The sequence below is a fragment of the Paraburkholderia sp. SIMBA_054 genome, assembly GCF_046534875.1.
GTDB classification, from domain to species: domain Bacteria; phylum Pseudomonadota; class Gammaproteobacteria; order Burkholderiales; family Burkholderiaceae; genus Paraburkholderia; species Paraburkholderia hospita.
Genome location: NZ_JAWRXV010000056.1, coordinates 36,807 through 63,429 on the forward strand (window position 1 = coordinate 36,807; position 26,623 = coordinate 63,429).

Annotated in this window: 20 protein-coding genes and 2 pseudogenes; 11 read left to right on the forward strand and 11 right to left on the reverse strand. The window is 59.0% G+C overall.

From position 1 onward, the window contains the following. Nucleotides 1–468: 468 nt before the first annotated feature. The 5 genes and pseudogenes from SB822_RS42470 to SB822_RS42490 form a co-directional block, all read right to left on the reverse strand. Nucleotides 469–720 carry a hypothetical protein gene (locus SB822_RS42470; RefSeq protein ID WP_410857487.1) on the reverse strand — a complete coding sequence of 84 codons (252 nt, stop codon included), beginning with the start codon at nt 718–720 and terminating at the stop codon, nt 469–471. Nucleotides 721–1,396: 676 nt separating this feature from the next. Beyond that, nucleotides 1,397–1,741: a hypothetical protein gene (locus SB822_RS42475; RefSeq protein WP_410857488.1), complete on the reverse strand. Its 345-nt coding sequence runs from the start codon at nt 1,739–1,741 to the stop codon at nt 1,397–1,399. Further along, on the reverse strand, nt 1,738–2,031 hold the full coding sequence (locus SB822_RS42480; RefSeq protein ID WP_410857489.1) for a DUF6516 family protein: 294 nt from the start codon (nt 2,029–2,031) through the stop codon (nt 1,738–1,740). Before SB822_RS42480 ends, SB822_RS42475 begins: the two co-directional genes overlap by 4 nt. A 466-nt stretch (nt 2,032–2,497) precedes the next feature. Further along, nucleotides 2,498–2,741: pseudogene (locus tag SB822_RS42485) on the reverse strand (Hsp20/alpha crystallin family protein); the annotation flags it as partial. Nucleotides 2,742–3,178: 437 nt separating this feature from the next. After that, nucleotides 3,179–3,574, reverse strand: a complete 396-nt coding sequence (locus tag SB822_RS42490; protein WP_410857490.1) for a phage integrase N-terminal SAM-like domain-containing protein — start codon at nt 3,572–3,574, stop codon at nt 3,179–3,181. Between SB822_RS42490 and SB822_RS42495 the strand changes: the two genes are divergently transcribed. The 3 genes from SB822_RS42495 to SB822_RS42505 all read left to right on the forward strand — a co-directional run bounded on the left by SB822_RS42495 (nt 3,573) and on the right by SB822_RS42505 (nt 7,190). Next, on the forward strand, nt 3,573–4,820 hold the full coding sequence (locus SB822_RS42495) for a site-specific integrase (protein ID WP_410857491.1): 1,248 nt from the start codon (nt 3,573–3,575) through the stop codon (nt 4,818–4,820). The genes SB822_RS42490 and SB822_RS42495 overlap by 2 nt on opposite strands. 586 nt (nt 4,821–5,406) lie before the next feature. Beyond that, on the forward strand, nt 5,407–6,195 hold the full coding sequence (locus SB822_RS42500) for a tyrosine-type recombinase/integrase (RefSeq protein WP_410857492.1): 789 nt from the start codon (nt 5,407–5,409) through the stop codon (nt 6,193–6,195). Next, complete coding sequence (locus tag SB822_RS42505; protein ID WP_410857493.1) at nt 6,186–7,190, forward strand: tyrosine-type recombinase/integrase; 1,005 nt, start codon at nt 6,186–6,188, stop codon at nt 7,188–7,190. The genes SB822_RS42500 and SB822_RS42505 overlap by 10 nt, the downstream gene beginning before the upstream one ends. A 1,040-nt stretch (nt 7,191–8,230) precedes the next feature. On the opposite strand, the gene SB822_RS42510 is transcribed toward SB822_RS42505, so the two are convergent. Further along, on the reverse strand, nt 8,231–8,503 hold the full coding sequence (locus SB822_RS42510) for a hypothetical protein (protein ID WP_410857494.1): 273 nt from the start codon (nt 8,501–8,503) through the stop codon (nt 8,231–8,233). Between the two features lie 247 nt (nt 8,504–8,750). On the opposite strand from SB822_RS42510, the gene SB822_RS42515 reads away from it, so the two are divergent. Then, complete coding sequence (locus tag SB822_RS42515; protein ID WP_410857495.1) at nt 8,751–9,167, forward strand: AraC family transcriptional regulator; 417 nt, start codon at nt 8,751–8,753, stop codon at nt 9,165–9,167. A 270-nt stretch (nt 9,168–9,437) separates the two neighbouring features. Here the strand turns inward: SB822_RS42515 and SB822_RS42520 are convergent, their stop codons facing one another. The 4 genes from SB822_RS42520 to SB822_RS42535 form a co-directional block, all read right to left on the reverse strand. After that, a complete protein-coding gene (locus SB822_RS42520; RefSeq protein ID WP_410857496.1) occupies nt 9,438–10,883 on the reverse strand; it encodes an ATP-binding protein in 1,446 nt (481 codons plus the stop codon). Between the two features lie 97 nt (nt 10,884–10,980). Next, a complete protein-coding gene (locus tag SB822_RS42525) occupies nt 10,981–12,600 on the reverse strand; it encodes a glycoside hydrolase family 32 protein (protein ID WP_410857497.1) in 1,620 nt (539 codons plus the stop codon). A 32-nt stretch (nt 12,601–12,632) separates the two neighbouring features. Then, nucleotides 12,633–12,881: a GntR family transcriptional regulator gene (locus SB822_RS42530; RefSeq protein WP_079503841.1), complete on the reverse strand. Its 249-nt coding sequence runs from the start codon at nt 12,879–12,881 to the stop codon at nt 12,633–12,635. A gap of 106 nt (nt 12,882–12,987) precedes the next feature. Further along, nucleotides 12,988–14,580 carry a glycoside hydrolase family 68 protein gene (locus SB822_RS42535; protein WP_410857498.1) on the reverse strand — a complete coding sequence of 531 codons (1,593 nt, stop codon included), beginning with the start codon at nt 14,578–14,580 and terminating at the stop codon, nt 12,988–12,990. 177 nt (nt 14,581–14,757) lie between these two features. Here SB822_RS42535 and SB822_RS42540 point away from each other — a divergent pair, with 177 nt between their 5' ends. The 3 genes from SB822_RS42540 to SB822_RS42550 all read left to right on the forward strand — a co-directional run bounded on the left by SB822_RS42540 (nt 14,758) and on the right by SB822_RS42550 (nt 17,543). Continuing rightward, nucleotides 14,758–15,777: a substrate-binding domain-containing protein gene (locus SB822_RS42540; RefSeq protein WP_410857499.1), complete on the forward strand. Its 1,020-nt coding sequence runs from the start codon at nt 14,758–14,760 to the stop codon at nt 15,775–15,777. Nucleotides 15,778–15,886: 109 nt separating this feature from the next. Continuing rightward, entirely contained in the window at nt 15,887–16,843 is a 957-nt protein-coding gene (locus SB822_RS42545; RefSeq protein WP_410857500.1) for a substrate-binding domain-containing protein, read from the forward strand. A gap of 514 nt (nt 16,844–17,357) precedes the next feature. Further along, on the forward strand, nt 17,358–17,543 hold the full coding sequence (locus SB822_RS42550) for a hypothetical protein (RefSeq protein ID WP_410857506.1): 186 nt from the start codon (nt 17,358–17,360) through the stop codon (nt 17,541–17,543). Nucleotides 17,544–17,967: 424 nt separating this feature from the next. Here SB822_RS42550 and SB822_RS42555 read toward each other — a convergent pair whose 3' ends face one another. Continuing rightward, a complete protein-coding gene (locus SB822_RS42555; protein ID WP_410857501.1) occupies nt 17,968–19,146 on the reverse strand; it encodes a TIGR03118 family protein in 1,179 nt (392 codons plus the stop codon). Nucleotides 19,147–20,848: 1,702 nt separating this feature from the next. Here SB822_RS42555 and SB822_RS42560 point away from each other — a divergent pair. The 4 genes and pseudogenes from SB822_RS42560 to SB822_RS42575 all read left to right on the forward strand — a co-directional run bounded on the left by SB822_RS42560 (nt 20,849) and on the right by SB822_RS42575 (nt 26,195). Then, a complete protein-coding gene (locus SB822_RS42560; RefSeq protein WP_410857502.1) occupies nt 20,849–22,021 on the forward strand; it encodes a tetratricopeptide repeat protein in 1,173 nt (390 codons plus the stop codon). Further along, nucleotides 22,018–23,157 carry a HupE/UreJ family protein gene (locus SB822_RS42565; RefSeq protein ID WP_410857503.1) on the forward strand — a complete coding sequence of 380 codons (1,140 nt, stop codon included), beginning with the start codon at nt 22,018–22,020 and terminating at the stop codon, nt 23,155–23,157. The genes SB822_RS42560 and SB822_RS42565 overlap by 4 nt, the downstream gene beginning before the upstream one ends. Beyond that, nucleotides 23,132–24,640, forward strand: coding sequence for a DUF4331 domain-containing protein (locus SB822_RS42570; RefSeq protein WP_410857504.1), 1,509 nt, complete (start codon nt 23,132–23,134; stop codon nt 24,638–24,640). The genes SB822_RS42565 and SB822_RS42570 overlap by 26 nt, the downstream gene beginning before the upstream one ends. Nucleotides 24,641–25,132: 492 nt before the next feature. Continuing rightward, nucleotides 25,133–26,195: pseudogene (locus tag SB822_RS42575) on the forward strand (IS110 family transposase). Nucleotides 26,196–26,623 lie beyond the last annotated feature (428 nt).

Here is a 26,623-nt window from a genome sequence, read left to right on the forward strand (position 1 = left end):
CGCCGATCAGACCGTCGATCTCACTGCCAAAAACCACGATAATGGGGTGGGAACGGGTTATCGACGAGACTTATAAGGCCACGGTCAACGAGTCAAAGGTGGTTTGCGTGGACGGCCCTAAAGAAAGCTTTGCCTATTGGGCCATTTACCAACCCTGGAAGGTCCATTTTTTAGGTTGGTGGTCGATCACAATGGGGAGGCAATCCTGCAGTGCGCGTCCCTGTCGGATGAAGAGACACGAACATTGCTTGAACAGCATGCGCCTCACCTCGTTGAGGAGTACTTCGGTGCGTGGTGGGTTAGCTGACCTGGCGATCGCCAAATCTAGCCAATCCGATAGCCAAGCCAGCCAGTCGGTGCGCCTCAACTTTTGACTATTCTGCACCGAACACCTCATGCAAATGGCTTCTGCGCGGGTCCTGCGCCTTGATTCATGCGGTGCGGCGCAACCCGCAATTGTGGATTGCATCACGGGCTGCGTGGCTGTCGTAACTGGATTGGCAGACAACGGACCATCAAATGCAATACCAGCGGAACCAGCACACCGTCGCCCACGATCCCGACGAATGGAACAGCGACATTGAAAGGATCGATCGCGTACAGCGCCACCAGAGCGGTCGCTGGCGTCAGCCATCCAGGACGGTCGGGATGACGCAGCGCATAGAAGAGCACGCACAAATCGTCCCTGACAATCTTCCATAGCAAAGCGATTTTTTTCATTCCGACAGCTCCCCGCCCATCGTTACCTTGGAAGGCCGTTTCTGACAGATCAGATCGTACTCCTAGATACGAGGTGGTGATGGCAGATAAATGTCAACCGAATTCGGCCCCTTTTCCTTGGATTGTTCGCGATCTGCCGGCGCTCAGAAGCCTGGAACTTGGAAACGGCCAGTTCCGTCAAAGTTAATCTCGGTTCATTCCAGAGCAAGCGGAGACATGCTGAGTCCGCACGAATTCGCCACCCTGATGCTAGTCGCGGCTGCGCCCGGGCAGATTGACCTGAACCGCGACGAGCGCTCGACACACTGCTGGACCGTCAGCTCGTCGCCTGGAACAGCTGTTCTTGAGCTTGACCCGCAAGAACGGACACATATCCTTTTGAACAGAAGGAGGTGTCGAAATGGGCAGGACATAGCATGCCATATCCTGCGGACTCGTCGGCTGGGCGATGTCGAATCATCTGTAAACCGAACTCATGTTGCGCGCGCTGGACATGGCGTTGCATCTGCGACACCACGAGGGCGTCATCCTGCATTCCTGGGAAGGCTGGTATAACACTATCCACCTGCACAGCAGTCTGGGCTACCGTTCACCGCTCGAATTCGAAAATCTGAGCCGCTCTCGTCTCGTAGCCGACGATCAGTATCAGGCGCACCAAGGGCCGTGCGTGTTTCGGTCACAAAGAAACCTCGGCGGTCAACGCATCCCACGGCGCGGTCAGACGACCTTCTTCGCGCACGATAAGGCCAGCGTTCTCCAGAATCACCACGTCCTCGTAGACCCGTTTGTAGTCCCGATCCAGCGCAGTTGCCAACGCCTTCACACTCTCTGCGCCTTCACGATGTAAATGACGAAGCATCTCTAGGCGCTTCGGCGACAGCGCAGCCAGCATCTCCTCGAGCGACAAAAACGTCACGTGCCGCTCGTCGAAATTCTCGCCTGCCTGCGCACGGTTGAACGCCGCCGCGAACCGACGACCCATATCCCGCGCCCCACCAACATGCACATTGAGTTTTCTCATGATTCACCTCGCTCACGTTCTACATCATCCAGAAAGTCAGCCACCATCTGCTCAGGCGTCGAAAATGCGTACGGCTCTTCCCGATCGCGGTAGTGCCGATGGTCACCTTTGCCTCGTTCATTGTCGTAGCCGATGATTCGCTGACCTGCACGACCATAGAACAGGCTGTACTTGAGACCGTGCGGGCGTTCGCCGTCGCTCTCAGGTAGTCGCCAGATGCGCATTTCGAGAATGGCCCCGTCCGGATAGACGGTCCGGTCCTCGAACAGGAGTGTGGCTTTCTTCTTCATATGGCGCAGAATGCCATACAGAGATTATGGCGTCAAGCGCCATACCCGACCGCGGAGCGTTCGCGACGCGGTTCACTGGCGGACGCTATATTTGCGTTGTCGCAGACAATGGAGCGTGTGCTCCGCCCTTTAGTTGGGGCGCCTGCTTGCCCGCGAGGCGCAAGTTCGGCGTTAATCCGCGCCTCCCGGTGCGCCGCACGAATGCCTGTGTCGGTTGGAGAAGTGTTTATTTCCAGATTCATGTCTGCACACTCAGCGCAAACGTCCAAGACTTCCACGAGCGAAGTGCAAAGTCGGCGGGTGTTAAGCACGTCCCCCATTAAAAGTCGTTCCTTATGGATGGCATCGCCGCGCCGATGGTCGCCTTGTTCCGCTTGTGCGTGCCCTCAAGAGTTTTTAGACAGTCCCGTCGACCGCGGAACGGCGGCGGTTCCGCAGTCTTACCGTATGCATCGGGTAGCTGGCGTCAGCCTGTACGCACCTCAGTGCGTCTCGGCTTCGCCTCGTCGCGACGCGGTATCGTCAGCTTCAGGACGCCATCCTTCAGGGACGCCTCAATCCGCGAGGTATCGAAGTCTTCGCTGACGGTGAAGCGGCGCGAGAAGTAGGGCGCCCGCACTTCGGCATGCGAGAGCGCCAGGTTCGGCGGCACGGGGCACCATGGATTCCGCCTCGATGGTCAGACTGCCATCGTGGACGTTGATGTTTAGGATCCACTGCTTTGCCCACTCGATCCCGCGCTCATACGCCTGCGCCCGATAGACGTGGTTACCGAGATCGTGAAAGAAGAAATACAGATCGCCACGCGAGATCGCGACGCCGGATGCGAAGAGCCGTTGCTTCGAGAGGATGGTTGGGGATGCCTCGATTGTCCAGCCATCGTATTCGACCTTGCGTTTCATGATCGCCTCCAACCGTTTCGCAATCAGTCGTGTGCGTTACCCGGCGAAACGAAATGTTTGATCGCTTACGATCGCGTAGATAAGTTACGAAGGCTTCGTTAGCCGTTTCCCGGGGAAACGGTGGCATAACGATACGACCGTTCACTTTTCTCTGCACCAAGGGGTAATCGTCCTTTTGCAGCAGATTGATACGGTTGGTCTCCAAAAAGGCTTGTGATTCAAGAGGTTGCAGAAGAAGCGATTTCTCAAGTGAAGCGAGACCGGAAAGCCTTGCTGTAAGCGGCTTCCCGGGGAGTCACCGTTACATTTTGCACGTTTCGAACGATTACCCCCAGCTTGCGCCCCTCGCGAAGATGGATGAGCCACGCCCGGATCTCTTCGGGGCCGAGCAATTCTGGCGAGCGCTGGAAATGCCGGGCGAAACTGGATACCTGAATCAGGTAGGAATACTGGGTATTCTCCGCAAGGTTGCGGATTAATCGCAAGCTTGCGATTAATCCGCTAATACGGAGGATTTTGTAATGTGAAGGAGAAGCAATAGCTCGTCTTTGGACGGACCGCTGCGGCGATCTCCTCCGCATAAGAATCGTAAGAATGGGAAGTGCGCGATCCTTGGTAGCGTCATTCAAGGAGGTGCACATGTCACACAGGAAGTCATTGCCGGAGCCTATCGCCCGGCTCGAAGCCCATCTGCGCGAGCAAAAGTACTCCGCTGAGGCATGTAAGCGCAGCCTGTGCGTTGCCCAGCGGTTCTTCACCTATATGCAACAGCACCAGGTCGACATCGAACAGACTCGACCCGTCCACGTGACGGCGTATCTAGACTACCAGCTGCGCCGGTTCCGGCGCTCTAACGGAAGGTATCCGAAGAATCTTGCCGCGTGGCGCAACTGGCATCGCAGCGGTGTTCACACGCTACTGCGCGTGGTGCAAGGCCGCTGGCCTCCAGTTGCAAAGCCGGCAAGCCCACGAGAGGCTTTTCATCAGCAACTTTGCGAATCATTTCTCAGCTCGCTGGTAATGATGCGTGATCTTGCGAGAGGAACGCTGTCCGTGCGTCAACGCGTTGCCCAACATTTTCTCGAATCACTGGGCGAAAGAGGTACGGAGGCACTGCTTGCTAAGCTCACGCTGACCGACGTCGATCGCTATGTGCAGTCAAGGTCATCTCAACTGGGGCGCGGCGCCCTTAAGAATCTGGTGAACGCTCTGCGAAGCTTCCTGCGCTACCTGCACCAGTACGGCTGGATCGCCCTTAATCTCGCCCCGAGTTTGATCAGTCCTCGACTCTATACCGATGAGAGTATTCCATCGGCGATACGTAGCAGAGAAGTCGAGTTGCTCCTCAAAGCCGCGCGTGAGGACCGCAGCCCGAAGGGGTTGCGCGACTATGCGATCGTGCTGATGCTTTGTACCTATGGTCTGCGCGCAAGCGAAGTGGCGAGACTTCGCCTGGAAGAGCTGGATTGGAGGAGGGAATGCATGCGCATCCGCCATACCAAGACCAGATCGGAATCCATGCTGCCATTGCTGCAACCTGTTGGCGAAGCCATTCTCGAGTATCTGCGCAACGGTCGTCCCCATACCGCGGCTCGCGAGATCTTTGTTCGGGCTGTGGCTCCCTACCAGGCGATACAAGGTTACGCGGTGTATCACATTGTTGTAGATCGCCTCCATGATGCAGGCGTCTCCGTCTCCGGCAAACAGGGACCTCATGCATTACGTCACGCGTGTGCGGTCAGCCTGCTGGGTGCGGAGTCTTCGCTCAAGACGATCGCAGATGTTCTGGGCCATCGCTCATTGAGCTCCTCGAAGCAGTATTTAAAACTGTCCATGGACGAATTGCGCGAAGTGGCGTTGGAAGTTCCGACGGGGAGCAAATCATGAACAGTTGGCCCGACGCCGAACGCAACCTGTACAGAGTGTTCGTCAAACAACTATGCTTGCGAAGCTCCTCTGCGCGCAACACTTACCACTATGTTCTTGATGGGTTCCAGCGGTGCGCTCTGGCGTGTGCTGGCACTCAGCCTCCTTCGCGCTCAACTATCGAGTATTGGCTTAAAGAGAGAGCCAGGTCGTTGCCAGAATATGTGCTCTTCGGCCATGCGAGGCTCGTGGATCGCTTTCTCGACTGGTTGGTTGCGAATGGGCATCTTGAATGCAATCCGTTGGCGAATCTGCGAGCCTCGTATAGCCCACGCGGAACTACACCAGTGGTTCGTGCCTTGCTCAGACAGGATCCCGATGGCGCCCTGGAGGCAATTCGGCCGCTGCCACGCTTCGCAAGTCATCTCGGCCCGTTAATGCGAAAGCACGTGACGCTGATGCAGTCGCTGGGGTATCGCTACCAAACCATACAAACAGGCTGGCTCGGTTCGATCGTTTTCTTCAAACCCGGCCTGATCTCGAGTCAGAACCCCTCAAAGTGCTCGTTCGAGAGTGGGCCAACGCCGCATCGACGCCGCAGCACGCAATGGATTGCATCGACACCGGCCGTGTTATCGCTAAAGCCCTTCAGCGCAACGGCGAACCTGTCGAGCCGCCTGAATCGCCTCGGGGTCTGCGTGGTGCGGTCAAGCGAAGCCAGCGGCGGCCTTACATCTATACGCCAGACGAGGTCGCGCAACTGTTCAAGACTGCGAGCGCCTTCCCATCTCCGCGAGCGCCCCTGCGGCCGATTGCGTTGTACACAATGATCGTGCTCGCCTATTGTGCCGGGCTTCGGCTTGGGGAAATCGTCCGCCTGAAGGTGCAAGACATTGATTGGGAGACCGCCTCCATCTCAGTGCGCGACACGAAATTCTTTAAGTCGCGCCGGTTGCCGGTCACCACAACGGTCATGACTGCGCTGAGCGGCTATCTCCATGCCCGCCTGCTAGCCGGCGCCCCCGCCGATGGCGGCTCGGCCCTGTTCTGGAACATACAGACATCCCGAGGCTACTCCCAAATCAGAGTCAGCAAGCTGCTCGTCCAGGTAATCCGGGATTCCGGCCTGAAGCCCTTGCCAGGTCGTGCTGGTCCTCGCGTCCATGATCTTCGTCATGCCATGGCGGTGAATCGGATGACCGCCTGGTATCGCGACGGGATTAATCCCCAGGTGCATCTGCCTTACCTGGCGGCATATCTTGGGCACGCCAGTATCAAGTCGACCCTCGTCTATCTCACCACGACCCAAGAGTTGCTGCAGCAAGCGTCCGAACGTTTCGAGGTCTTCGGCGCGCACAACCTCGGTGACTCGGTTGGAGGTAAATCATGCGAATGACCGCATCGTTTGTTCAACTGTTACACGCCTTTTTCGAGAACTGGCTCGTGCAGCAGCGCAACGTCTCTGCTCACACCGTCTGGTCTTATCGAGATACATGGCGCTTATTTCTTCGTTTCACCTCTGAACGCCAAAAGCGGCCGATCGCACGCCTGACCCTGGCGCAAATCACCGCTACTGAGATCTGTGCCTTCCTCCAGCATACTGAAGTTGAGCGGCACGTTTCTATCGGCACACGCAACTGCCGTCTCGCAGCGATAAAAAGTTTTTTCCGTTTTGTGCAAGCGCAAGAGCCTTCGGCGCTGGCCCAGTGTGCGGAAGTACTCGCCATTCCGAGCAAGCGCATGCAACGACGTCTGATCTGCTATCTGGAATCAGACGAAGTAGCAGGCATTCTTGCCCAGCCAGACCGCAGTACCATAGAGGGGCAGCGTGATCACGCTCTGCTGTCCTTTCTTTACAATACAGGCGCGCGCATCCAGGAAGCTCTGGATCTTTGCCCGCAGGACATACGGTTCGATGCACCTTGCCAGGCGAGACTCGTGGGGAAAGGCAAAAAGGAACGGGTCTGTCCGTTGTGGCCCGAAACAGCAGCGCTACTCCTGGCTCTGTTGAAACGCCAACCGCGTGCTCCAGATCAGCGTCTCTTTGTCAATCGCTACGGCACCCCACTGAGCGCCTCCGGCGTAAGGTTCAAAATGCGCAAATATGTCCAGGCTGCGTGTCAACAGCTTCCTTCCTTATCGTCAAAACGCATCACGCCACATGTATGGAGACACACAACGGCCGTCCATCTGGTGGCTTCAAAGGTTGATGTTACGGTCATCAGAAGTTGGCTTGGACATTCGAGCCTCGATACGACCAATCAGTATGCCCGCGCTAACATGCAAACGATGCGCGACGCACTTCAACGGTTCGATGCGCCTTCCGGGATCAGGCCACCCCCTCGCTGGAAGCGGTCCGCTTCGTTATTGGAATGGCTTGATTCGCTTTGAGATGTCATATCGTAATGTGAAGGAAAGAAGCATTCTGTCTAGCTTCGACAACACGTAGCGCGGTTTCCTTCACATTACAAAATCCTCCGTATTAGCGGATCTTCATGTCATGTAGCATGCGTTGGCGCAGTGGCGTCATGGCGAGCCTCCTGGAAGCAGTGGGTGGAATGCCCAACCGGGCGTTCACATACTGCTCCTGGCGATACCGCCCACCACCTTGCCGGGGTTCAGCGCCAGACAACCCTCTTCATGAAACGTCAGCCATGGACCTGTGTTCACCTCCCACTACCGCGTCAGCGGTTTAGTACTTGGCGGGTAATGCTGAATAGTTGTTTTAGGTATAGATACGCTTTTATTTATACCTCAGGATGTGGCGCAATCTGTAACCGGACGCTCGCGTCCCGTCGACAGGCTGAATCCCGGGTTGGCTTTGACGGACGACCTTGCCCAATCTGCCGCTGCGACGAGGAACGGCGACTTCTTCAGCCTGCCTTAAGGTAGTGCGCGAATGCAGACGGATGTTGTGGCAAGTACGCGGAGCGCGTCATACGCGCTTGCTTCATAAACTTGCTCTGTTATAAATCCGGATGCGATAACGACGCGGTCTTATCGCCAACTTGTGAATCTCCGGTCGCCCGTCGCGACGCAATCCGACGCGAGGCATGGTGCCCATACAGGCCGGGACGACGAACTCCGAGCGACGGCGGGCACTGTTACTGCTGGTTGCCGACCTCGAAAAGATTTCCACGAGGGCGCAACGGACTCCGACAGCCATGACTGCCGCTGCATTGTTTAGCCGCGCCCGGAATATCTCGGGGATTAGCAAGCTGAGCGCGAATTTCTATCATAAGCCTCGCAGTCATAAAGCCCATCGTTTTGGCAACTGAGTTGCACAGTTCCCGGATGACATCCAGTCGCATAAAGTTGCAAATGACGGGCGTCGGATAGAGTTTGAGACCGTCGGGACTGTTCCGGTATCCAGAAACGGCACCGACTGCGATGTCCCCGAATAACTCGCCAAATCTATATAACTTTGGCGCTTATGATAGAAATTCGCGCGCAGCTTGCTCCACCCCCATCTTCGCTCCATCTTCGGTCGGATCGATGTGCGCCCGAAACGGCCGCTTTCCAAACTCTTTGTTGACGACGTCCACCACGGCTTTGGCGACGAGGCCCGCATCAGCGTCGGAAGGGATGACCGCGGCGAATGCTTCTTGAACTTGCTCACCAACTACACGATGCAGACTCGAGACGACCTGGCAATTCCAGATGCCGCATCGTAAAGCGGCCGATCCAGAGTGATGGATCGGCACATGGGTCGACAGCGGGATCTTTGAACTTGCTGCGTGTAGATCTGTATTAAGAAAGAAGGCCCCTTTCCGAATTCGTACGCTCGCCGCCTTTTCAGAGCGGCCCTATCGAATACCCGGTTACCGATAGGTTCGGTGCTTCGCGGTCGATTATTGATTAAAAATCAAGATTGTTTTGACGGCGTGGGGCTAGGCGACAACTTTGCCGAGGGACAAGATGCTACATCCGTTGCTTCTGGTGCTCTGCGACATGGAACGAATCACGCGCCTCCCGACTGGGCAAAGCGAAAGTAGCGGTTCGCGGAGCGAAGCACGAGACAGCCGCTCGTCGACCGAGCTTGACGTTATCGAAACGGCCAGGGTCTTGATGCTAGCGACGCTGAGTACCGGCAAGTCGATAGAAGCTGTAGCAGCTTCCGTTCAGATGTCGAAGCGGCATTTCCTGCGTGTATTTAAGCGCGCCACAGGAACGACACCTCATAACTGGCGCCTGGTAGAAAAAGTGCGCAGCTCACAGCGGGATCTCCTGAAAGGAAACCTCAGTCTGAACGAAATTGCGCACGCGTATGGCTTTTTCAAACGGATCGTTGGAACGTCACCGGGTGTCTGGCGCAATTGGACGGGGCCCATGGTCGAGGCGCAGCCGAAGGACCGGAAGTTCGGATGACGAGCCGAGGATTCTCCGGGGGCGACGCGGGGCGAACCGGATGTCGATCGAAACAGCTCTATCGCTCACGAAGGAACAAAAAAGCTTCCGCAAGTCCAAACCGATGCGAGTACACGGTGAAAGCGACGTCGTCAAAACGGGCCTTCTCCGGCTCGAAGGCGCAAATCTGAGATGCATAGTTTGAAGCGATCCGCGTCCGTAGGAATAGGATTCAAGTTAACGCGCGGGAGGTCTGCTATTCGGCAATCCCGCTTTCTGCAATCGCGTTGTTCAACAGCAGTACCCATCACGCACAAGCGACGCGTGTGCGGAAGCTGCCTCGATAAGCTCTCCACTATCGTCGAGTAGCCTCCATGCGTACGCACGGGTCGTTTCGAGCATGCAGTATCGGTATATGGCGCCGTCCAGTTCAACGGTCAGAAAGGATTTTGACACCAGCCCGCTGATGGCGTTGAGGACCTCGGTTGCGTCCAGTCCCGCGCCGCGCAGCAGCCGGCACGCTGCATCAGACGTGAAACTGGTGGCGAACGTGCCAAGCCACCGTAGTACTTTTTGTTCGATTCCGTCGAGCAGCGAGTAACTCCAGTCGAGGGTAGCCTTGAATGTCCGATGACGCGGCAGTGCATTTCGTCGCCCACCCGTCAGGACATCAAAAACGTCGTCAAGGTTCACGGCAAGCAGTTGAATACCGAGCAGGGACGCCCGTGCGGCCGCAAGCTCGAGCGCTAGCGGAATACCATCGAGTCGACGACATATTTCGCCTAGCAACTGAACATTCACATCGTCCAATGCGAGGTGAACATCGAGTGCGCGTAGGCTGGCGAGGAAGAATTGCACGGCAGGCGAATTCAATGTCTTGCTGCCCGAGTCGCCCTTATCGGGAACCGCCAGCGGCGGCAATACATAGACGACTTCACAACACGTTCGCAGGGCCTCGCGGCTTGTCGACAGAACCCGCATGCCGCTTCCAGCGTTGATCAGGGTCTCAGCCGCTTTCGCAGCAACATCCACCACGTGCTCACAGTTGTCAAGGACAACCATCGCGCTTCGCTCCCGCCATTCGTCGGCAATCCGTTCATACGGGCTTCGTCCTGACGGCAGTCCGGTGCATGTTTCGAGAGTCAAGGCGTTCAGGGCAGTCTCGGCATTGTGAGCGGTGGAAAATGACACAAACACCACCCCGTCAGCGAATTCCCCCTGCATCCCGCGAGCCACTTCCACGGCGAGACGCGTCTTTCCCGCGCCTCCCGTGCCAACGAGGGTCAATGACGACGAAGCGCGCAACGACGTCATGAGCTCTGCGAGAACTGCCTCCCGGCCGATCAGGTGCGAGCCGACCACCGGCAGCGGTCGCTGTCGACCCGGCGTGTTATTCGTGAGAAGCGTGCGGGCTTCATGTTGCTGCTCGGGATCGGGAACGTCTGCGTATGACGGGAGTACGATCCGGTAGCCACGTCCTGGTACAGTCAGGATGCGATCGCGGTCCTCGCCCAATATCCGGCGCAATGCACTGATATGAACCTGAATGTTGTTGTCTTCGACAATGGTGTCTGGCCATACCCTGCGCATGATCTCATCTCGCGATACCAGCTTTCCATTTGCCCCAATCAGGAGAGCAAGAATGTCGAATGCCCTGCTGCCCAAGCGAAGGGCCTGGCCGTTTGACAACAGTGCACGACGCTCAATTGAAACGTGAAGTCGCCCAATTCTGATCATGTTCGGCAGGTGACAGCTTCGATCCGGGAAAGTCGGTTATCCGACCCGGTTACATGAGTCATACGCGCGATCCTGCAACGTGCCCGCAGCGCATGTCTCAGGAGGGATCCGACAGAACGATGTCGCTAAACGTGGCATTGCCACCATCAGCAAAGAGGCGAATCCTGTTTTCGTCGAGCGAGGGGAAGATCAGGTCGGTCATGACGGTCCGTCCGTCATCTGCGAACACCTCGACAGAGTTCCGGTCGATCACCACCAGCAGGTGCAACTTGCCGTCGTGCAACGGCAGGTTGACGATATGCTCCTGGCTGAATGCACCCGAAAACCAGCTGTTGCCGGAGCGAGACCTGTCCACAACGAGGGCCTGCTTGCGCGAGTCGTAAAAGATTCGCGTGCCGGTGTTGCCGGTTGCGGAGCCACGAACGATCAACCCCGCGCGCTGCGCAGCGCCAGGCTGGATTGTCAGGTCGATGTTCTGAACCGCCCCGTGTACGGACGATGGGAGTTCACGCGTAGCCGATGAGACGTTGATCTCGCGGATGTGTGTTCGAGCGGACCGCCTCACCAGGGCCGCATACGACTGCACAGGCGTGGACGTGAGTCGCGGTTTTCCATCAATGGTTTTCAGCGCGAGTTCACGCGGCAATGCCATCGCTCCTTTCCACGGCGATGTCGGAACGTCGCTCGCATAGTCCCAGTTGCTCATCCAGCCGATCGTCAGCGCCTTGCCTGCTGGTGCATTCGAAAACGTCCCCGCCGCGTAGTAGTCCGCGCCGTGATCGAGCCACTGATATTGCGCGGGATCCGAGCCGGCTGGCGCAACATCGTCTGGCCTGAAACGGGTGCCGTCGAACTGCCCGACAAAGTACATCGCACCCGATCCACCCGCGATCGACCAGGGGTTCACATTGACGATCATCACCCACTTCTGCCGGGCCGGATCTCCATCCAGCGGGAGCGCAAAGAGGTCAGGCATTTCCCACAGCGCACCGCGATGCGGGATGTCGGGCAGCGTGAAGTCGCTCAGAAATGTCCAGTCGATCAGATTGTCGGACCGGTAGAGCTTCACGACATGCGCATCGGCGACAACGGCGGTCATCAGCCAGTACCCGCCCGTTTCATACCAGGAGACCTTTGGATCACGAAACTGGCGTGACTCAGGATGCAAGGTCAATACCGGATTACGCGTGTATTGCTGCCAGGTCTTGCCGTCGTCCGTGCTGTAGGCGAGCGACTGCGCCTGAACGCCTGGTTCGTGACCGGAGCCGGCCTTGTACACGCTCGTGTAGAGCGCGACGAGCGGCGGCGCCTTTGCGGTGCCGAACCCCGACGTATTGCGCGTATCGGCGACGACCGAGCCCGAGAACACTTCTTCGGCACTATTCGCGCGCATCGCGACTGCCTGTTCATCCCAATGGATCAGATCGGGGCTCGTCGCGTGTCCCCACGACATGTCACCCCAGAAGTTGCCATGCGGGTTGTACTGGTAAAACAGGTGATACAGACCCTTGTAGTAGACGAGGCCATTGGGGTCGTTCATCCAGTTGCGCCGCGGTGTGTAGTGAAGTGCGGAGCGCCACTGCGCCGTATCCATTGCGCTTTCCGCAAGCGATGAAGAAGGGGCAACGCATGCGGTGACGGTCGCGGCGAGCGCGGCAAACAGCCACGACGAGAGCGGGCGCGATCTGAAGAAGAGTGGATGGTGTGGGTCGTGCATTGAATATCTTTCCTCACAGGGAGGCGTGCTGATCAGGAGGGGCCTCGCACCACCGTGCCGTGGCGACGGTTGCCGGCAGTCAGGCCACGGCGTGCCGTTTCGCGTAACGCGCGGTTGACGGTATTGACGTGCAGGCCGAGAAAGTCGGCGAGCAGACGTTGCGGTAGCAACGCGTCGCCTGGTTGCAATGTTCCCGCGTCAATCGCGGCCTCGATTTCGTGGACCACGGCCAGATATACAGGGCGCTTGCGGGTTGTCAGTTCGGGAATCCAGAACTTCATGATGGCATTCGCGTAGAGCGACCATGCGCGCACTCGAGAGCGGTGCACACGAGACAGGACGAGCGAGGCTCGCTGCGGATGAGCGCCGCAAGCCTCGCGAGCACGATTACTGGCTATTGTCGTTACCCTGGCCGTTGCCATTGCCTGGTGCCGACTGGTTCGCGGGAATGTCACCGTAGCCACCCAGACCGCCCTTGCCATACGTCCGGTCCACGGTCGTCGTATCGCCGTTGATGTTGATCTTCACGGTCGGCGCCAGCGTGCCGCCACGCCGTGTGCCGATTGCATCGATGAACGACTCGACGAGACCGCCAGGCATCACGTAGTGCGAGTACGACTGGAACGTGCGTGGGTTCTGGTTAGGATCCTGGGCGTAGGGCGCACCGACTGGCGCATCGAAATCGGTGGGGTTGCCCAGCACGAGGCCGCTGCCCTTGTTCATCGGCAGGAAGTCGCTGCGAATACCGTTGCCGACGAAGCCGTACACACCGTCCGGCCCATCGACGCCGGCCGCCATCGTTGCCCGGTGGCTGATCGTGAACAGGTAGTATTTGCCGTCCTTCATGTAGATCTGCGGGCGCTCGGTCTGATCGTCGCCACAGTTGGCCGACAGTAGCGGCGGCAGGAACTTCCATTGGGTGAGCTGCTTGTCGGTGGCGACGGCAAGACCGACGTTCGCCTTCTGATAAACCGCGCCCTGGTTCATCACGGTGTTCAGATCCTCGCGGTACGGGTCGTTCGGCGCATAGCCGAGATCAGCCTCGGTACAGGTGCGCGCACCACGCGGGCCGCCCGTGTTGCCTTCGAACACCATGTAGGTCTTGCCGGGATGCGCGGGGTCCGTGAATACGAAAGGATCACGGAAGGAGTAGTAGGTGTTCTGCTGGCCTGTCTGGTACATGGTGCCGTCTGGCTGCAACAATGCCTGATGATCACCGAAACCGGAGAACCATACGTGGCTGTCGTCGGCGTGAATCTGGCCGTCTGTCCGCGTGATGATCGCGATCGGCGGCGTGATGTCCGAACCGCCCGGTGCCGAGCGATTGAATGACAACGCGGTGTAGTAGAGGCTCACGTGGTTGCCGTTGATCAGGCGCGCGGAACCGGACCATTCGGCGTTATCGGTCATTGGTGCCGTGCCGAACACCTTCACGCTCGCGCCGTCGGGAAACAGATGCCCGCCCCAGGTCCAGCCGCCGTTCGCCGGGCGCAGCGCCGCCGGCACGCCGGCGCGACGATAGAAGAAGCCGATGCGCGCATGCACGTGACGATCGTCGAACGTGTAGCCGGCATGCGGGTCGGCCGTCAGCGAGAAGATCACTTCCCAGCCTTTGTACGCCAGCTGGTTCGCGCGCATATCGGCGAGCGGCCAGGTATCCCATACCCACACGTTCGGGTTGATCAGCGGGAAATCCTGCGGAATGTCCGGCATGGTCAACGCGGTCGGCAGCGAGTTCTTGTCCGCAGCCGTTGCAGTATGCGACTGCGCCTTGATCTGGCGGATGTCGGCGCGCGTCCAGTGCATTGTGAAACTGCTCTCGGGGTCGTAGGCCTGCTGCGAGTGCGGCGTCGGAGCAGGAAACCCCGCAGTCTGCGCGAGCGCGCCCATTGCAACGGTCGAAAGCAGGGCGCCTGAGAGGAGGCGCGCGCGAAAGCGCGGGTGGTGAGAACGGATACGCGAGGTGTAGGCGGCATTCATCGTGGGCGTCCTTTGAGTGGGGGGGCATGTGATCAAATCCAAACCGGTTTGGATGCTAGATCAAACCGGTTTGGAAGTCAAAGTAAGATAAAATAGCGGTATGATGAGCGGGCTTGCCCATGTTTCGTCACACCGGTGTGTTGGCGGGGTGCGCGACGCGATCTTGGGGTGGCAGAGTTGAAAACGAACTTAAAGGCGCTGGCGAGCGCGCTGGGTCTGTCGAGGACGACCGTCAGCCGGGCACTGAACGGTTATGACGACGTGAGCGAGGCAACCCGGCAGCGGGTGATCGAAGCGGCAAGGGCGCTGGGTTATCAGGCCGATCCGACTGCGCGAAGATTGGCCACGGGACGCGCCGATGCGATCGGCATCGTGTATCCGTTTGGCGCAGGCGATCTGGGTGATCCGCGCTTTTGCGAAGTCGTCGCAGGTATTACCGAAGTGTTGGGTGAGCGCGACATGGACCTGATCATCGCATCCGCGCGTCCAGGCGCGGAGATGGAGACGTATCGACGCCTCGTCGAAGGACGTTCGGTTGACGGTCTGATCGTCGCGCGCACACGGATGGATGACAGGCGCATCGCGTTTCTTCAGGAGCGGAATTTTCCGTTCGTCGCGTACGGTCGCACGAACAGCACGCAACCTTACTGGTGGTTCGACTTCGACAACGAGGCGGGTGCCAGAGCCGCGACACAGCGGCTGATTGACTTCGGTCATCGCAGGATCGGGCTGATCAGCGCGCCGCTTGCGATGACCTTCGCGGCCCAGCGCCGCGAAGGCTTTGTGAGCGCGCTGAGTGGCGCGGGTCTCGCGCCGTTGCCTGAACTGATGATCGAAGGCACATTCGATCGCGCAGGAGGGCATGACGCCGCTGGCGCGCTGCTGAAGCTCGCCGACCCGCCGACGGCACTGTTCGTGGACAACAACATAGGGGGCGCGGGTGCGTTTCGCGCGATCGTCGACAGTGGCCGCCAGCTGGGACGCGACATCTCGCTGATCGTCTATGACGGTGTGCCTTCCGACGTCTCGCATCCGCACACCGTGACGGCCGTTACGCAGCCCACAGGCGACGCGTCGGGCAGAGCCATCGCCGAACTCATGCTGTGCGCGATCGATGACAGAGACCGTCGCGCACATCGCCTTGCATTGCCCACGATCGAGCCGGGTGATACGGACGGTCCGATCAATCGACCATAAGCGACCATGAGCGCCATCAGACCGCATCTTTTCTTTTCATCTGGCATTGACGGTTTACGCTGGCAGCTGTCGTGCGCCACAAAACTGGCGGCTTCGAACCCATTCACTCATGCTCGATGAAAAACGCCGCCGCTTCATCATCGGTAGCGCCCTTGGCGCCGCGGGCTTTGCGTTGCCCACAGCATCGAGCGCGACGAGCCGCAACCCGGCGATCGCGCTAGTACTGAAGTCCATCTCCGACCCATTCACGAAGACGATGATAGGTGCCGCTCAGGCGTTCCACAAGCACTCTCCCTACCCGTTCCAGCTTGCCGTACAGGGCACCGCGACTGAAACTGATGTTGGCGAACAGATCCGTATCGTTCGCAGCCTGGTCAGGCAGCGCGTCAATGCAGTCGTACTTGCGCCGGCCGATTCCAAAGCGCTGATTCCCGTCGCGAGCGAGTGCGTCAGAGGCGGCATCATCACGCTCACCATCGACAATCCTTTAGAGGCTGACGATCTGAACGCATCAGGTTTGCGTGTACCGTTCGTCGGGCCGGACAACCGTCGAGGCGCGAGGCTGGTGGGAAACTATCTTGCGCGGAAACTGCACGGGGGCGATGCTGTTGGCGTCGTCGAAGGTGTGCCTGCGAGCCGAAACGCGCAGCAACGCACCGCCGGTTTCGTCGACGCGATGGAAGCCGCGCATGTGAACATCGTGGCGGTAGAAGCGGGGGGCTGGGAATACATCAAAGGGAAACAGGCAGCAGCGGCAATACTCGTGCGCAAGCCTGAAATACGCGCGCTCCTGTGTGGCAACGACAACATGGCGATGGGCGCGGTCGACGCGGTGCGCGAGGCGAGAAGATCGGGAACAGTCTTCGTTACCGGGTACAACAACAGCAACGCTATTAAACCGCTGCTCAAAGACGGGTCGATCCTCGCGACCGTGGATCAGTTCGCGGCGAAGCAGGCCGTCTATGGCGTCGATGTCGCGTTGCAGGCATTGCTTCAACAACGCAAACAGGATGACTTGTCCGCCAGCATTGAGACTCCCGTCATCCTGATTACGCGCGAAGCGTAGCGGAGAAGTTGGGCTTTACCGTACATCACGCGAATGACCTTTGCGCTTGCCGTTTAAAATGTTCGCGTGGCGAGCATGTTCGGGCTTTGGCAGGAACAATGAGCAGATCGCGCACGATGTCCGGCGCTGCAGAGAGTGGTGTGTTCCTGCCCCCAAAGGGTCGAACAAGGCGCCACGCTGGTCGCAGCTGGTCGCAGGGACACGTGGGAGCAGCCAAGAGATCATGGGCTAGACTAGAAGAGCATCATTCGCGTGCCCGGGGCCGCGTTGACGCAATGCAATGTGGCCCGTTGAAGCGCGCAAATGGCGGGGCACGGGCAACACATTACTATTGCTGCCTGAAATTCATCTGGAACTGATGTTCATGGAAAGGGGGCATCATGTTGCAAGCCAGTGAAATCCAAAAGCGCTTTACTCATCTGCAGCAAACCATCGGCGATGCATCACGAACATGCCATGCTGACAAGACGATCCCAGCTGATTTGATGAACCGGATGGACGAACTTGATAAGGAATGCAAATCGGCAAAGAAGGTCATAAACAGGCCATTCACGGTCGCATCTTCAGGAATCTTGAGGAAGTCCGGGTTGCGGTCGTCGAGTTCAAGGATCGTTACAATCGCCACTGGCGTCTCGAAAAACTGGCCTTCATGTCACCCCATGAAGCCCGTCAGGCAGCCACCCTGAAAGAGGCCGCCTGAGTTGCAACACCGTGTCCAGACAATCCGAGCCGGTACACGATTCGAGTGGGATGAGTTGGCCGGGCCCGACACGGCTGCGGCGTGATCGCGGGGCCGTGATGTCTAACGCCGACGGCCTTCCGACGAACATGCGGAACGCCTAACGCAAAGCCGCTTCGCACACAGGCGACCACGAGGATTGATGCGAACAACGGGAGGGATGGCAGGCAGCTGCCTGCCCAAATGCCACCAGTCATTTGTTGCCCTCACGCACACATCGTCCAAGCGGTGGAAGGAAGCATCAATTGCCCCGACTGGAAATGGGTTTGTCTGCGCGCGGACCGGCACTTCCCGGTCTGGCCCGGGAAGTGCCGGTCGCGTCTGGCAACCGATGGTCCGCGATATCGCGCTTTTGGAGTTGCACAAGGGAGCCACGCAATGCCGGTTACTGCTCCTGCTCATCCGACGCGTGTGCCTTGGCGGCGTTCGTCGGGGCTATAGTGCCGAACAGTCCATTGACCTCCTTGTTAGGACCTGCCGAGAAGTACACCGTGTCCGGGCTCGAGTTGCGGCCACCACCGAGTGTCAGGGTCCACAGGCCGTCGATAGCCAGTGGATTGCCGTATGCATCCTCCAGTTGATCGACGAACTTGCCGTCATTGTTGAAAACATTGATTCGGCCATTGCCGAAGTTGCCAATCAGGATCTTGCCGCTGAAGCGGCCGAATGCAAATGATGCGCGCGTAACTCCCCAAGGCGAGTCGAGTGGGCCCCGGCTGGCGAAGCGGCGCAGCAAGTGGCCGTCTGTATCGAATACGTCGACGAATCCATGACCGCTGCCTGCAACGTCGTCCTCCTTGTCCTTGTCCTGCTTTGCATAGGTAACGAAAAGGTCGCCATCGATGTTTGCGATGCCAAACGGCGCGTATCCGGCTGGGATGTGCCGGTCCATGAAGCCGCCGTCCGTCGTGGCGGGCGTGAACAAGCCTTTCGCGCCGCCGCTCGGTCCGAATACATCAATCCGTCCCGAACGAAAGTTCGTCGCGAACAGAAATACTCCTTTTGCGTTCACACCGACGACAAGACCTTTGTAGATGGCCCCAGAGGACGAGTTATCGACCGCGATCACGGCGCGGTCCGGGGGATTCAGCCCGCGGGCCCAAGCGGAAAGCGTGCCGTCCTCGGTCGCGAAGATGAATGCGGCTGTTATCGTAGTACCTGGCACGAGAAACGCCGGCGAGGGATTCCACACCATCCCGGTCGGCTTCGCGGGCTCGATCTTCGGTGGGTTGTTGGGATAGAAGGGGCGACAAGCACTGTCTGGTATGACATTGCCTGGCAGTGGGATGGAGACCTGCAATGCCACCACCTTTGTCCCCTCGCCGTCATACAGTGTTGCGCAGCCTGTGGCGTTGTCGTTGACCCAGAATGGACTTGCTGCCGGACTAAACGCGATACCCCAAGCGTTCTGTAGTACCCCGTCGACCTTCGGGGCAGCGCCTGCCACGCTGGACACGAGTGGTGTGACGACGTAAGCATCATCCTGAGCGGCATGCACGATTGTGAAACCGGCGGCGAGGACAATCACGGCCGCCGCTTTGAGGCGCCAAGAGACCTGAGACATGGCTACCCTCCTTCTCTGACTGGTGAGAAATTGCTCCGCAAGTGGAGCGACAGAGAAACGAACGGTGCATGCCAAATATTCCGCTGTACTCAAAAAAATGCTGGCTATCGACGCCCATGGCGTCGACCATAGCGAGACTGGCAATGGCCAGTTTCCAGTCCTTGTCCAATGCCGCCATATTGTTTGCGTCACGAGTGGATAAAACTGTTCGACTCCATCTCTACGAGTAGCATGGCGCGAGCAATTCTTCGATTGTGCCGGACTTCGAAAAAAGAAATCGATTACAAAAGGCGCGCAGAGCGTAGATCTTCTCGAGCTATAAGCGCTTTACACTTAACCGTGCCAGTTTTCCTTGCTTTTGCCTGTCGAGTATAGGGTACGTGGTCCGAGACCGATTCTCACCTCCTAGCCCTCGAACGCAAATTCGCCGAATTCCTTCGCGCCGACAGGTTACGGAGTTTGCTGCCGCCGTTCTGAAATCCTTGAGCAAAGTCACAAGGAATATGGTGTTTCCTGATAACCAACACGTACCCGCAGTACGTCGGCCATCAACTGACAATCCTCACGTCGGCGATGTTCGATTCTGCCTTTGACGGTTTGAACCTCACGCAGCGTCGATGAAGCGTGGGCCGAGGCGCAACGCCGCGTGGCGCGTGTCGATGATACAGTTACGAAACCGCCGCAGCTAGGTCGCAGGGTCTACTGAACCCAAGTGCGCGCATGCATGAGCATCGTGCCGATTCCGCTGAACGCGATGACGGCCATTCCAACTACGGTACCCAGGTCAGACGAGCGTCGTTTGTGGCTGTGACAACGGACCGTCAAGGCAAGCCAACTTCGCGAATGTCTGCTCTGGCCAGGGCGGCGGGCCCCCGCAATGTGGCTGAAGATATCGACGTATTGACGGTTCATGACAGATGCAGGCGTGGAATGTCATTGAAAAGTTGCCTATAACCTCATCATCGTCGAACCGGAAAGTTAAAAAAAAAGCAACTCGAACCCCGAGAAGGCCATTCGCGTGTGCGCTTTGTGGTGAAGCGCATTACAGAAGGTTCTAATGCAAGGTAGAGCGGCCGTGTAGCGCCTCAGTATCGTCGTCTACATTAACCAGTACTTCACGCGCGCGCATCCGGAGTAGCGGACTGTGACTGACCTGGTGCAATCGGCATTAACGTCGAGCGAAGCCATCTTTACCTCTGGCGAATAGACATGGGCGACATGGATCGGTACTTTCGGTGAGGCTCGACGCCGGCGGTGCTTCCAGCAAACGCTGCCGCACTTGCCAGAAGCACGGACGAGTTAGAGGGCCGCTGAAAAGAGGGATTTCCATGAATTACCAGATCGATAACCAAAATAATAAAAGCGGTTTATTTAATCCCGATCGGGTATTCGCTCTCTGGAGCGACTTGGGCAGGGCGACGAGGTAGTCGGCACCAGCGGACGTCTACCAAGGAAAGTGGGCATTACTTGCACCCAGAATTAGATGGTGCCCCCGAAGAGAAGGGTATTGAGCGACTTCGCCACCCACGCCCAGCCTCGATGACTCCGGATATGAGCCATGAGCCCATCGTGCTGGCCCATGCTGACGTGGTGGACGCCCAAATTGCGCAGCCAAAAGCAAGACGCTGGAAGCAACAGTGACCACCGGCTGCATCCGGATCGGGACCTTGCGCGTATAACCCAATGCAGAAGGGGAAGGTCGATGTCGGGTTGGCGATTCGTACCGGTGGTAGTCGCGCTTGTCCTGCTCTCAGGGGAGAGTTGGGCGAAGCCGTATGTACCCGAAAGCGACGGCGTGGTGCTCGAACACCTCCCGGAAAAAGACGATCCGGCGCTCGCGCAACTGAAGCGCATGCGCGCGATGCTGATGATGGACCCGCGCAATCTCAACCTCGCAGTGTCCGTCGTGCGTCGCGCTCTCGAAGCGGGGCGAAGGCTGGGCGATCCGCGCTTCTTCGGCCAGGCGCAGGCGGCGCTGGCGCCGTGGTGGGGTGCAGAGGACGTGCCGCCGGCCGCGTTATTGCTTCGCGCGACGCTCAAGCAAAGCCAGCATGATTTCGAAGGCTCGATTGCCGATCTGGATCGGTTGCTGGCCGCGCATCCAGCGCTCGCGCAGGCGCGACTGACGCGCGCCACAGTGCTCGCCGTGCGCGGCCGCTACGCGGACGCGCGGCACGATTGCGAGCAACTGAAGGGACACGTTGTCCCTATCGTCCTCATCGGGTGCGATGCGACATCGGCGAGCCTGACCGGCAACGCAGCCGGCGCATACGGGGCGCTCGTGCAGGTGCTTGCGCAAGGCGTCGGCAATCTGGACGTGCGCGAGTGGGCGTCGACGCTCGCCGCGGAAATTGCCGCTCGCCGCGGCGACTTCGATGCAGCCGAGCGACATTTCCGCAACGCACTTGCGCTCGACCCGCGTGACGCATATCTGCAGGGGGCGTACGCCGATTTTCTGCTGGACCGGGGTCGTCCGCGGGAGTTGCTGCCGCTTTTGCGTGACGCTACGAAAAACGACGCGCTACTGCTTCGTTTAGCGCTGGCCGAGCAACAGCTGCCGGAATTGCGCGAGTCATTCGCTGCGCACCGTGAGGATCTCTCGGCGCGCTTCGACGCCGCGCGTCGTCGCGGGGATAGCCTGCATCGCAGGGAGGAGGCGCGCTTTCGTCTCACTGTGGAACATGACGCCAAAGCGGCACTGATTCTCGCGCGCGAGAACTGGTTGGTCCAGCGCGAGCCGTCAGACCTGCGGATTCTGATCGAAGCCGCGCGTGCGGCCGGCGATGCTGATGCCCTGAAGATCGCATCCGACTGGGTCGCTGCAACGCATCTCGAAGATGCGGCGATCGTCACGCTGCTGCGGGCGCGGCAATGAGACGCGTCGTCCTCGCCTTTGCGCTCGCGTTGCTGATGGCGCCCGCGTTTGCGCATAAGGCAAGCGACGCCTACCTCACGCTGGAGCGCAGCGGGCAAGCGCTTCGCGGTCAGTGGGATATCGCGCTACGCGACCTCGACAACGCGCTTGGGCTCGATGAGAACGGCGACGGAGACATCACGTGGGGTGAAGTACGTGGGCGAGAGCGCGATATCGCGGCGTATGCGCTTGCACACCTCCAGGTGTCCTCCGCCGGCAAGCTTTGTGCGCTCGAACCGACCGGGCAACTGATCGACTCGCACACCGATGGCACCTACGCGGTGCTGACGTTCACCGGACAATGTCCGCGGGCGAGCCCAACACTTTCTATCGATTACCGGCTGTTCGAAGGCCTTGATCCCCAGCATCGGGGACTTCTCAACTTCGTCGAGGACGGCAAGAGCCGAAGCGTCGTATTTGGCGCTGACGCGCCGCACCGCATCGTCGGCACCGATACCGGCGGGTGGTTGACGCAGTTCGCGATGTATCTGAACGAAGGCGTCTGGCACATCTGGACCGGCTACGATCACGTCCTGTTCCTGCTCTCGCTGCTGCTGCCTGCAGTGCTGATTCGTGAGCGGCATGCATGGCAGCCCGGCACATCGTTTCGCCGGGCATTCATCGATGTCACCAAGGTTGTGACGGCGTTTACGGTGGCGCACTCGATCACACTCACGCTCGCGGCGCTATCGATCGTCGTGCTGCCTTCGCGGCTCGTTGAATCGGGCATCGCCTTGTCGGTAGTGCTGGCGGCGCTGAATAACCTGTTTCCGCACGTGGCGAACGGACGCTGGATGGCGGCGTTCGGCTTCGGGCTGCTGCACGGACTGGGCTTCGCAGGTGCGCTGCACGACCTCGGCTTGCCGGCCGGTTCGCTTGCGCTGTCGCTCGCCGGATTCAATCTTGGCGTCGAAGCAGGGCAACTCGCCATCGTATTCGTTTATCTGCCACTGGCGTTCTCGTTGCGGGCAACCTGGGCATACCGGCGCGTGGTGCTTGCCGGCGGCTCAGCGGTGACCGCGACCATCGCCATGATCTGGCTAGTCGAGCGCGCACTTAACGTCGTCATATTTGGCTCGTTGGCCGCCCGTTTATAACCTGAAGGAGAACATCATGACATCTGTTTCCCGCATCATGGGGGCCGTCGCGCTTTGCGCCGCTGCGCTTTGGAGCAGTGGAACGTACGCTGCCAGTCACCGCGAGGCACCCCTGATTGCGAATGACCCGACGGCCGACAACACCGACTTTTACATGTTCCGGAGTTGGACGAACCCGAACAACGTCGTTTTCATTTTGAACGTGATTCCCATGCAGGACCCTGGCGCTGGACCGAATTATTTCAATTTCGGCGATGACGTGATTTATCGCATCAACATCGACACCAATGGCAACGGCAAGGCCAACGACCTGGTCTACGAAATCCGCTTCAAGACCGAATTGCGCGGGGCCCTGGCGAGCCAACAGTTGCCGCTGTCATACGCCGCGCTGCCGCCGATCACTGCGCTCGATGGACCGGGCTCGGACGGCCTGATCCTGCGCCAGAGCTACACGGTGACGCAAGTGCGTCACGGCGAGCGCACCGACCTGGGTACCCGGAGCATGTTCGCGGTCCCGTCCAACGTGGGACCGCTAACGATGCCCAATTACGAGGCGCTAGCCGCACAGGGTATCTACATGCTCGCGAACGGCGGCAAGGTCTTCGCCGGCCAGCGCGGTGAGACGTTCTACATCGACCTGGGCGCAGTGTTCGATACGGTGAATCTTCGCCGCACGCCGCCTGTGTTGACGGCGGCGGAGGATGCTAACGATCACGTGAATCCGTTTGGCAACGACGCATTCTCCGGCTTCAACATCAGCACCATTGCGATCGAAGTCCCAATCAGCACGGTTACGTCCAAACCCAATGCCGTAATCGGCGCCTATGTGTCCACAATGCGTCATGAGGGCCGCGGGATGGGTGACGGTGAGGACAACGCCGGACCTTGGGTGCAGGTGTCCCGCATGGGCAATCCACTCGTCAACGAACTGGTCATTGGGACCGATACGAAAGATAGATGGAACATGACCAATCCGGCCAACGAAGCGCAATTCCTGGGTTTCTATCTCAACTCCAGGCTGGCGACCGCACTCAACCTCCGGTTCGGCTTGACGATTCCGACGACCAACCGGACTGATCTGGTAAACGTGCTTCTCAAGTATCCATCCCAACCGCAGACCGGGACGTGCGGCGCACGCGATTGCTCGGAACTTCTGCGGCTTAATCTGGGTGTTTCTCCGACACCACCTGCGCAGCAGCGTCGCCTCGCCGTTCTTGCCGGGGACAACGCCGGCTGGCCCAATGGGCGGCGCCCGAACGACGACGTGACCGATATCGCGCTGCGGGTCGTTGCGGGTCGGCTGACAGGCGCGTCGACGGGCAACCTGTTGCTGGGTGATGGCGTGAACTTCAACATCGGTGCCGAAGGCAGCAACTTGACCGCGAACGGCATCTACACGGTCTTCCCATATCTGCCGACACCGCACAACGGGAGAAATCGCCGCCACGTCGACTGCGGGGAAGCGGGTGCCAACCCCTGCTGAATGGCAATTGAGGTCCGCCGCGACTCGGCATAAGGTGTTCGCGGCGGTTACCCGTTGCACCAAATCGTCTTCAGCAACCGGCTGCTGATCGCAACGAGCGATTAGTTTAGCTAAACGTTGTAGTGAAACGCTGCTCACCGACGAATGTCTGTACACGGGCGTCCCCGCTTTGCCAAGCTTTCAATTTGCGATGATTGGAAGTGTTGCCTTATAGACAAGCAAACAATAGCCATTTGAAGAGCCTTAGCAGGTTGTTGAAGTACCCATCAATGGAAGCAGCACCCCTCCGCGTACGCAGCTTCTGTTGCAACCTTTTCGCATTGCGAAACCTCAGCGCGGATTCATCATCATTTTCGATGGCCTGAGGCCAATTTCTGGGCTCGTTGCTGCCATTTTCGCCACTACGAATTAGTAAGGACTTTCCCGATGCCGTGGCATAGCGATATGCCAGGATAGTTGGTACTGGGCAACCCATCTGAGAAGGGGAAAGTCATGGACAAGATTACCCGTATCGGCGTGGATCTGGCGAAGAACATCATCCAGGTACATGGCGTGGACAGCATGGAACGCGTGGTGGTCAGGAAGGCCCATCTCACGGCAGAAGTTTCTCGAATGGTTTGCCAACCTTGCGCCGTGCCTGGTCGCGATGGAAGCGTGCAGCGCAGCTCACTACTGGGCCCGCAAGCTGCGCGCGCTCGGCCATGAAGTCCGCCTCATCGCGCCGCAGTTCGCCGTGCCGTACCGCAAAGGCGGCAAGCACGTGAAGAACGACAGGCTGGATGCCGAGGCCATCTGTGAGGCCGCGGGGCGGCCGCACATGCGCTTCGTGGCCGTCAAAACGGCAGACCAGCAAAACGTGCTGGTGCTGCACCGGATGCGGGACGGTTTCGTTGAGGAGCGCACCGCGCTCGTCAACCGGCTGCGCGGTGAGCTGGTCGAGTTCGGTGTGTTCCTGCCGCAAGGCATTGACGCATTTCGTGCCCAAATCGTCGAAGCCTTGGAGGACGGGGCCACTGAACTGAACGGTGTCGCGCGCACTGCGCTGGCGCGAGGCTGGGAGCACCTGCAGGCCCTCGACCAGCAAATCGCCTGGTACGACGCGCAAGTCGCCACGCACGTGAAGCACGACAGCAACGCGCAGCGCGTGATGGCGGTCATTGGCATCGGGCCGCTCACCGCGTCGGCCGCGGTGGCCACCGTCGGCGACGCTCGCCTGTTCAGGAACGGTCGCCAGTTTGCCGCCTGGCTCGGCACGGTGCCCAAACAGAAGAGCAGCGGCGGCAAGACCCGCCTGGGCCGCATCACCAAGCAGGGCAACACGTATCTGCGCACGCTGCTGTTCCAGGGCGCGCGCTCGGCCGTCACGAGCGCCCATCGACGAACCGACCGGCTCTCGCGCTGGATCGTTCAGCTTCAGGCACGCGTGGGCTGGTATCGCACGCTGGTGGCCGTCGCCAACAAACACGCACGCATCCTGTGGGCGATTCTGGCCAAGGGCGAGCATTTCGATCCCTCGCATGTCTCCAATCCCCCAACACCGGGCCAGCCACGATAGGACAACAGCACGAAAAGGCAAATTCGCAGTGTCACCTAAAAGCAACTAAAAGCACGATTTCGTAACCCAGGACGCAAAGGCAAGGATAGCGACAGGTCAGACCGGCAGCGGGCGAACTCGAAAGTCCGCCAGGCGCACGTGCCACTTCGTGTCGCCGCACTATGAATGGAGTCCTGCTGCGCGGTTACTATCCGGGCCCGGGCACAGCAACCAACGTGTCCAATAAGGCCGTTTATAGGCATGCAGTCTGTCTCGCCGCTCAATGCCGAATGTGTCTCCGATGACATGGGAATCAAACGAATGGGTGAATGAACCCGAGCTTGCAAAAAAGGAAAGTCCTTATAGGCGGACTTGTCCCAGTGAACGCATGCGCACGAGGTTGTAGGCCGCCATGTTCAACACGAACATCTGGTCCACCTTCTTCAAGC

Excerpts from the sequence above, each read along its gene's own strand:
- SB822_RS42525 (WP_410857497.1), bottom strand. The coding sequence starts at position 12,600 with ATGCACGACCCACACCATCCACTCTTCTTCAGATCGCGCCCGCTCTCG.
- SB822_RS42515 (WP_410857495.1), top strand. The coding sequence starts at position 8,751 with ATGGAACGAATCACGCGCCTCCCGACTGGGCAAAGCGAAAGTAGCGGT.
- SB822_RS42480 (WP_410857489.1), bottom strand. The coding sequence starts at position 2,031 with ATGAAGAAGAAAGCCACACTCCTGTTCGAGGACCGGACCGTCTATCCG.
- SB822_RS42505 (WP_410857493.1), top strand. The coding sequence starts at position 6,186 with ATGCGAATGACCGCATCGTTTGTTCAACTGTTACACGCCTTTTTCGAG.
- SB822_RS42520 (WP_410857496.1), bottom strand. The coding sequence starts at position 10,883 with ATGATCAGAATTGGGCGACTTCACGTTTCAATTGAGCGTCGTGCACTG.
- SB822_RS42560 (WP_410857502.1), top strand. The coding sequence starts at position 20,849 with ATGTCGGGTTGGCGATTCGTACCGGTGGTAGTCGCGCTTGTCCTGCTC.
- SB822_RS42495 (WP_410857491.1), top strand. The coding sequence starts at position 3,573 with ATGTCACACAGGAAGTCATTGCCGGAGCCTATCGCCCGGCTCGAAGCC.
- SB822_RS42490 (WP_410857490.1), bottom strand. The coding sequence starts at position 3,574 with ATGTGCACCTCCTTGAATGACGCTACCAAGGATCGCGCACTTCCCATT.
- SB822_RS42550 (WP_410857506.1), top strand. The coding sequence starts at position 17,358 with ATGCAAATCGGCAAAGAAGGTCATAAACAGGCCATTCACGGTCGCATC.
- SB822_RS42545 (WP_410857500.1), top strand. The coding sequence starts at position 15,887 with ATGCTCGATGAAAAACGCCGCCGCTTCATCATCGGTAGCGCCCTTGGC.
- SB822_RS42535 (WP_410857498.1), bottom strand. The coding sequence starts at position 14,580 with ATGAATGCCGCCTACACCTCGCGTATCCGTTCTCACCACCCGCGCTTT.
- SB822_RS42500 (WP_410857492.1), top strand. The coding sequence starts at position 5,407 with ATGGATTGCATCGACACCGGCCGTGTTATCGCTAAAGCCCTTCAGCGC.
- SB822_RS42530 (WP_079503841.1), bottom strand. The coding sequence starts at position 12,881 with ATGAAGTTCTGGATTCCCGAACTGACAACCCGCAAGCGCCCTGTATAT.
- SB822_RS42565 (WP_410857503.1), top strand. The coding sequence starts at position 22,018 with ATGAGACGCGTCGTCCTCGCCTTTGCGCTCGCGTTGCTGATGGCGCCC.
- SB822_RS42555 (WP_410857501.1), bottom strand. The coding sequence starts at position 19,146 with ATGTCTCAGGTCTCTTGGCGCCTCAAAGCGGCGGCCGTGATTGTCCTC.
- SB822_RS42475 (WP_410857488.1), bottom strand. The coding sequence starts at position 1,741 with ATGAGAAAACTCAATGTGCATGTTGGTGGGGCGCGGGATATGGGTCGT.
- SB822_RS42470 (WP_410857487.1), bottom strand. The coding sequence starts at position 720 with ATGAAAAAAATCGCTTTGCTATGGAAGATTGTCAGGGACGATTTGTGC.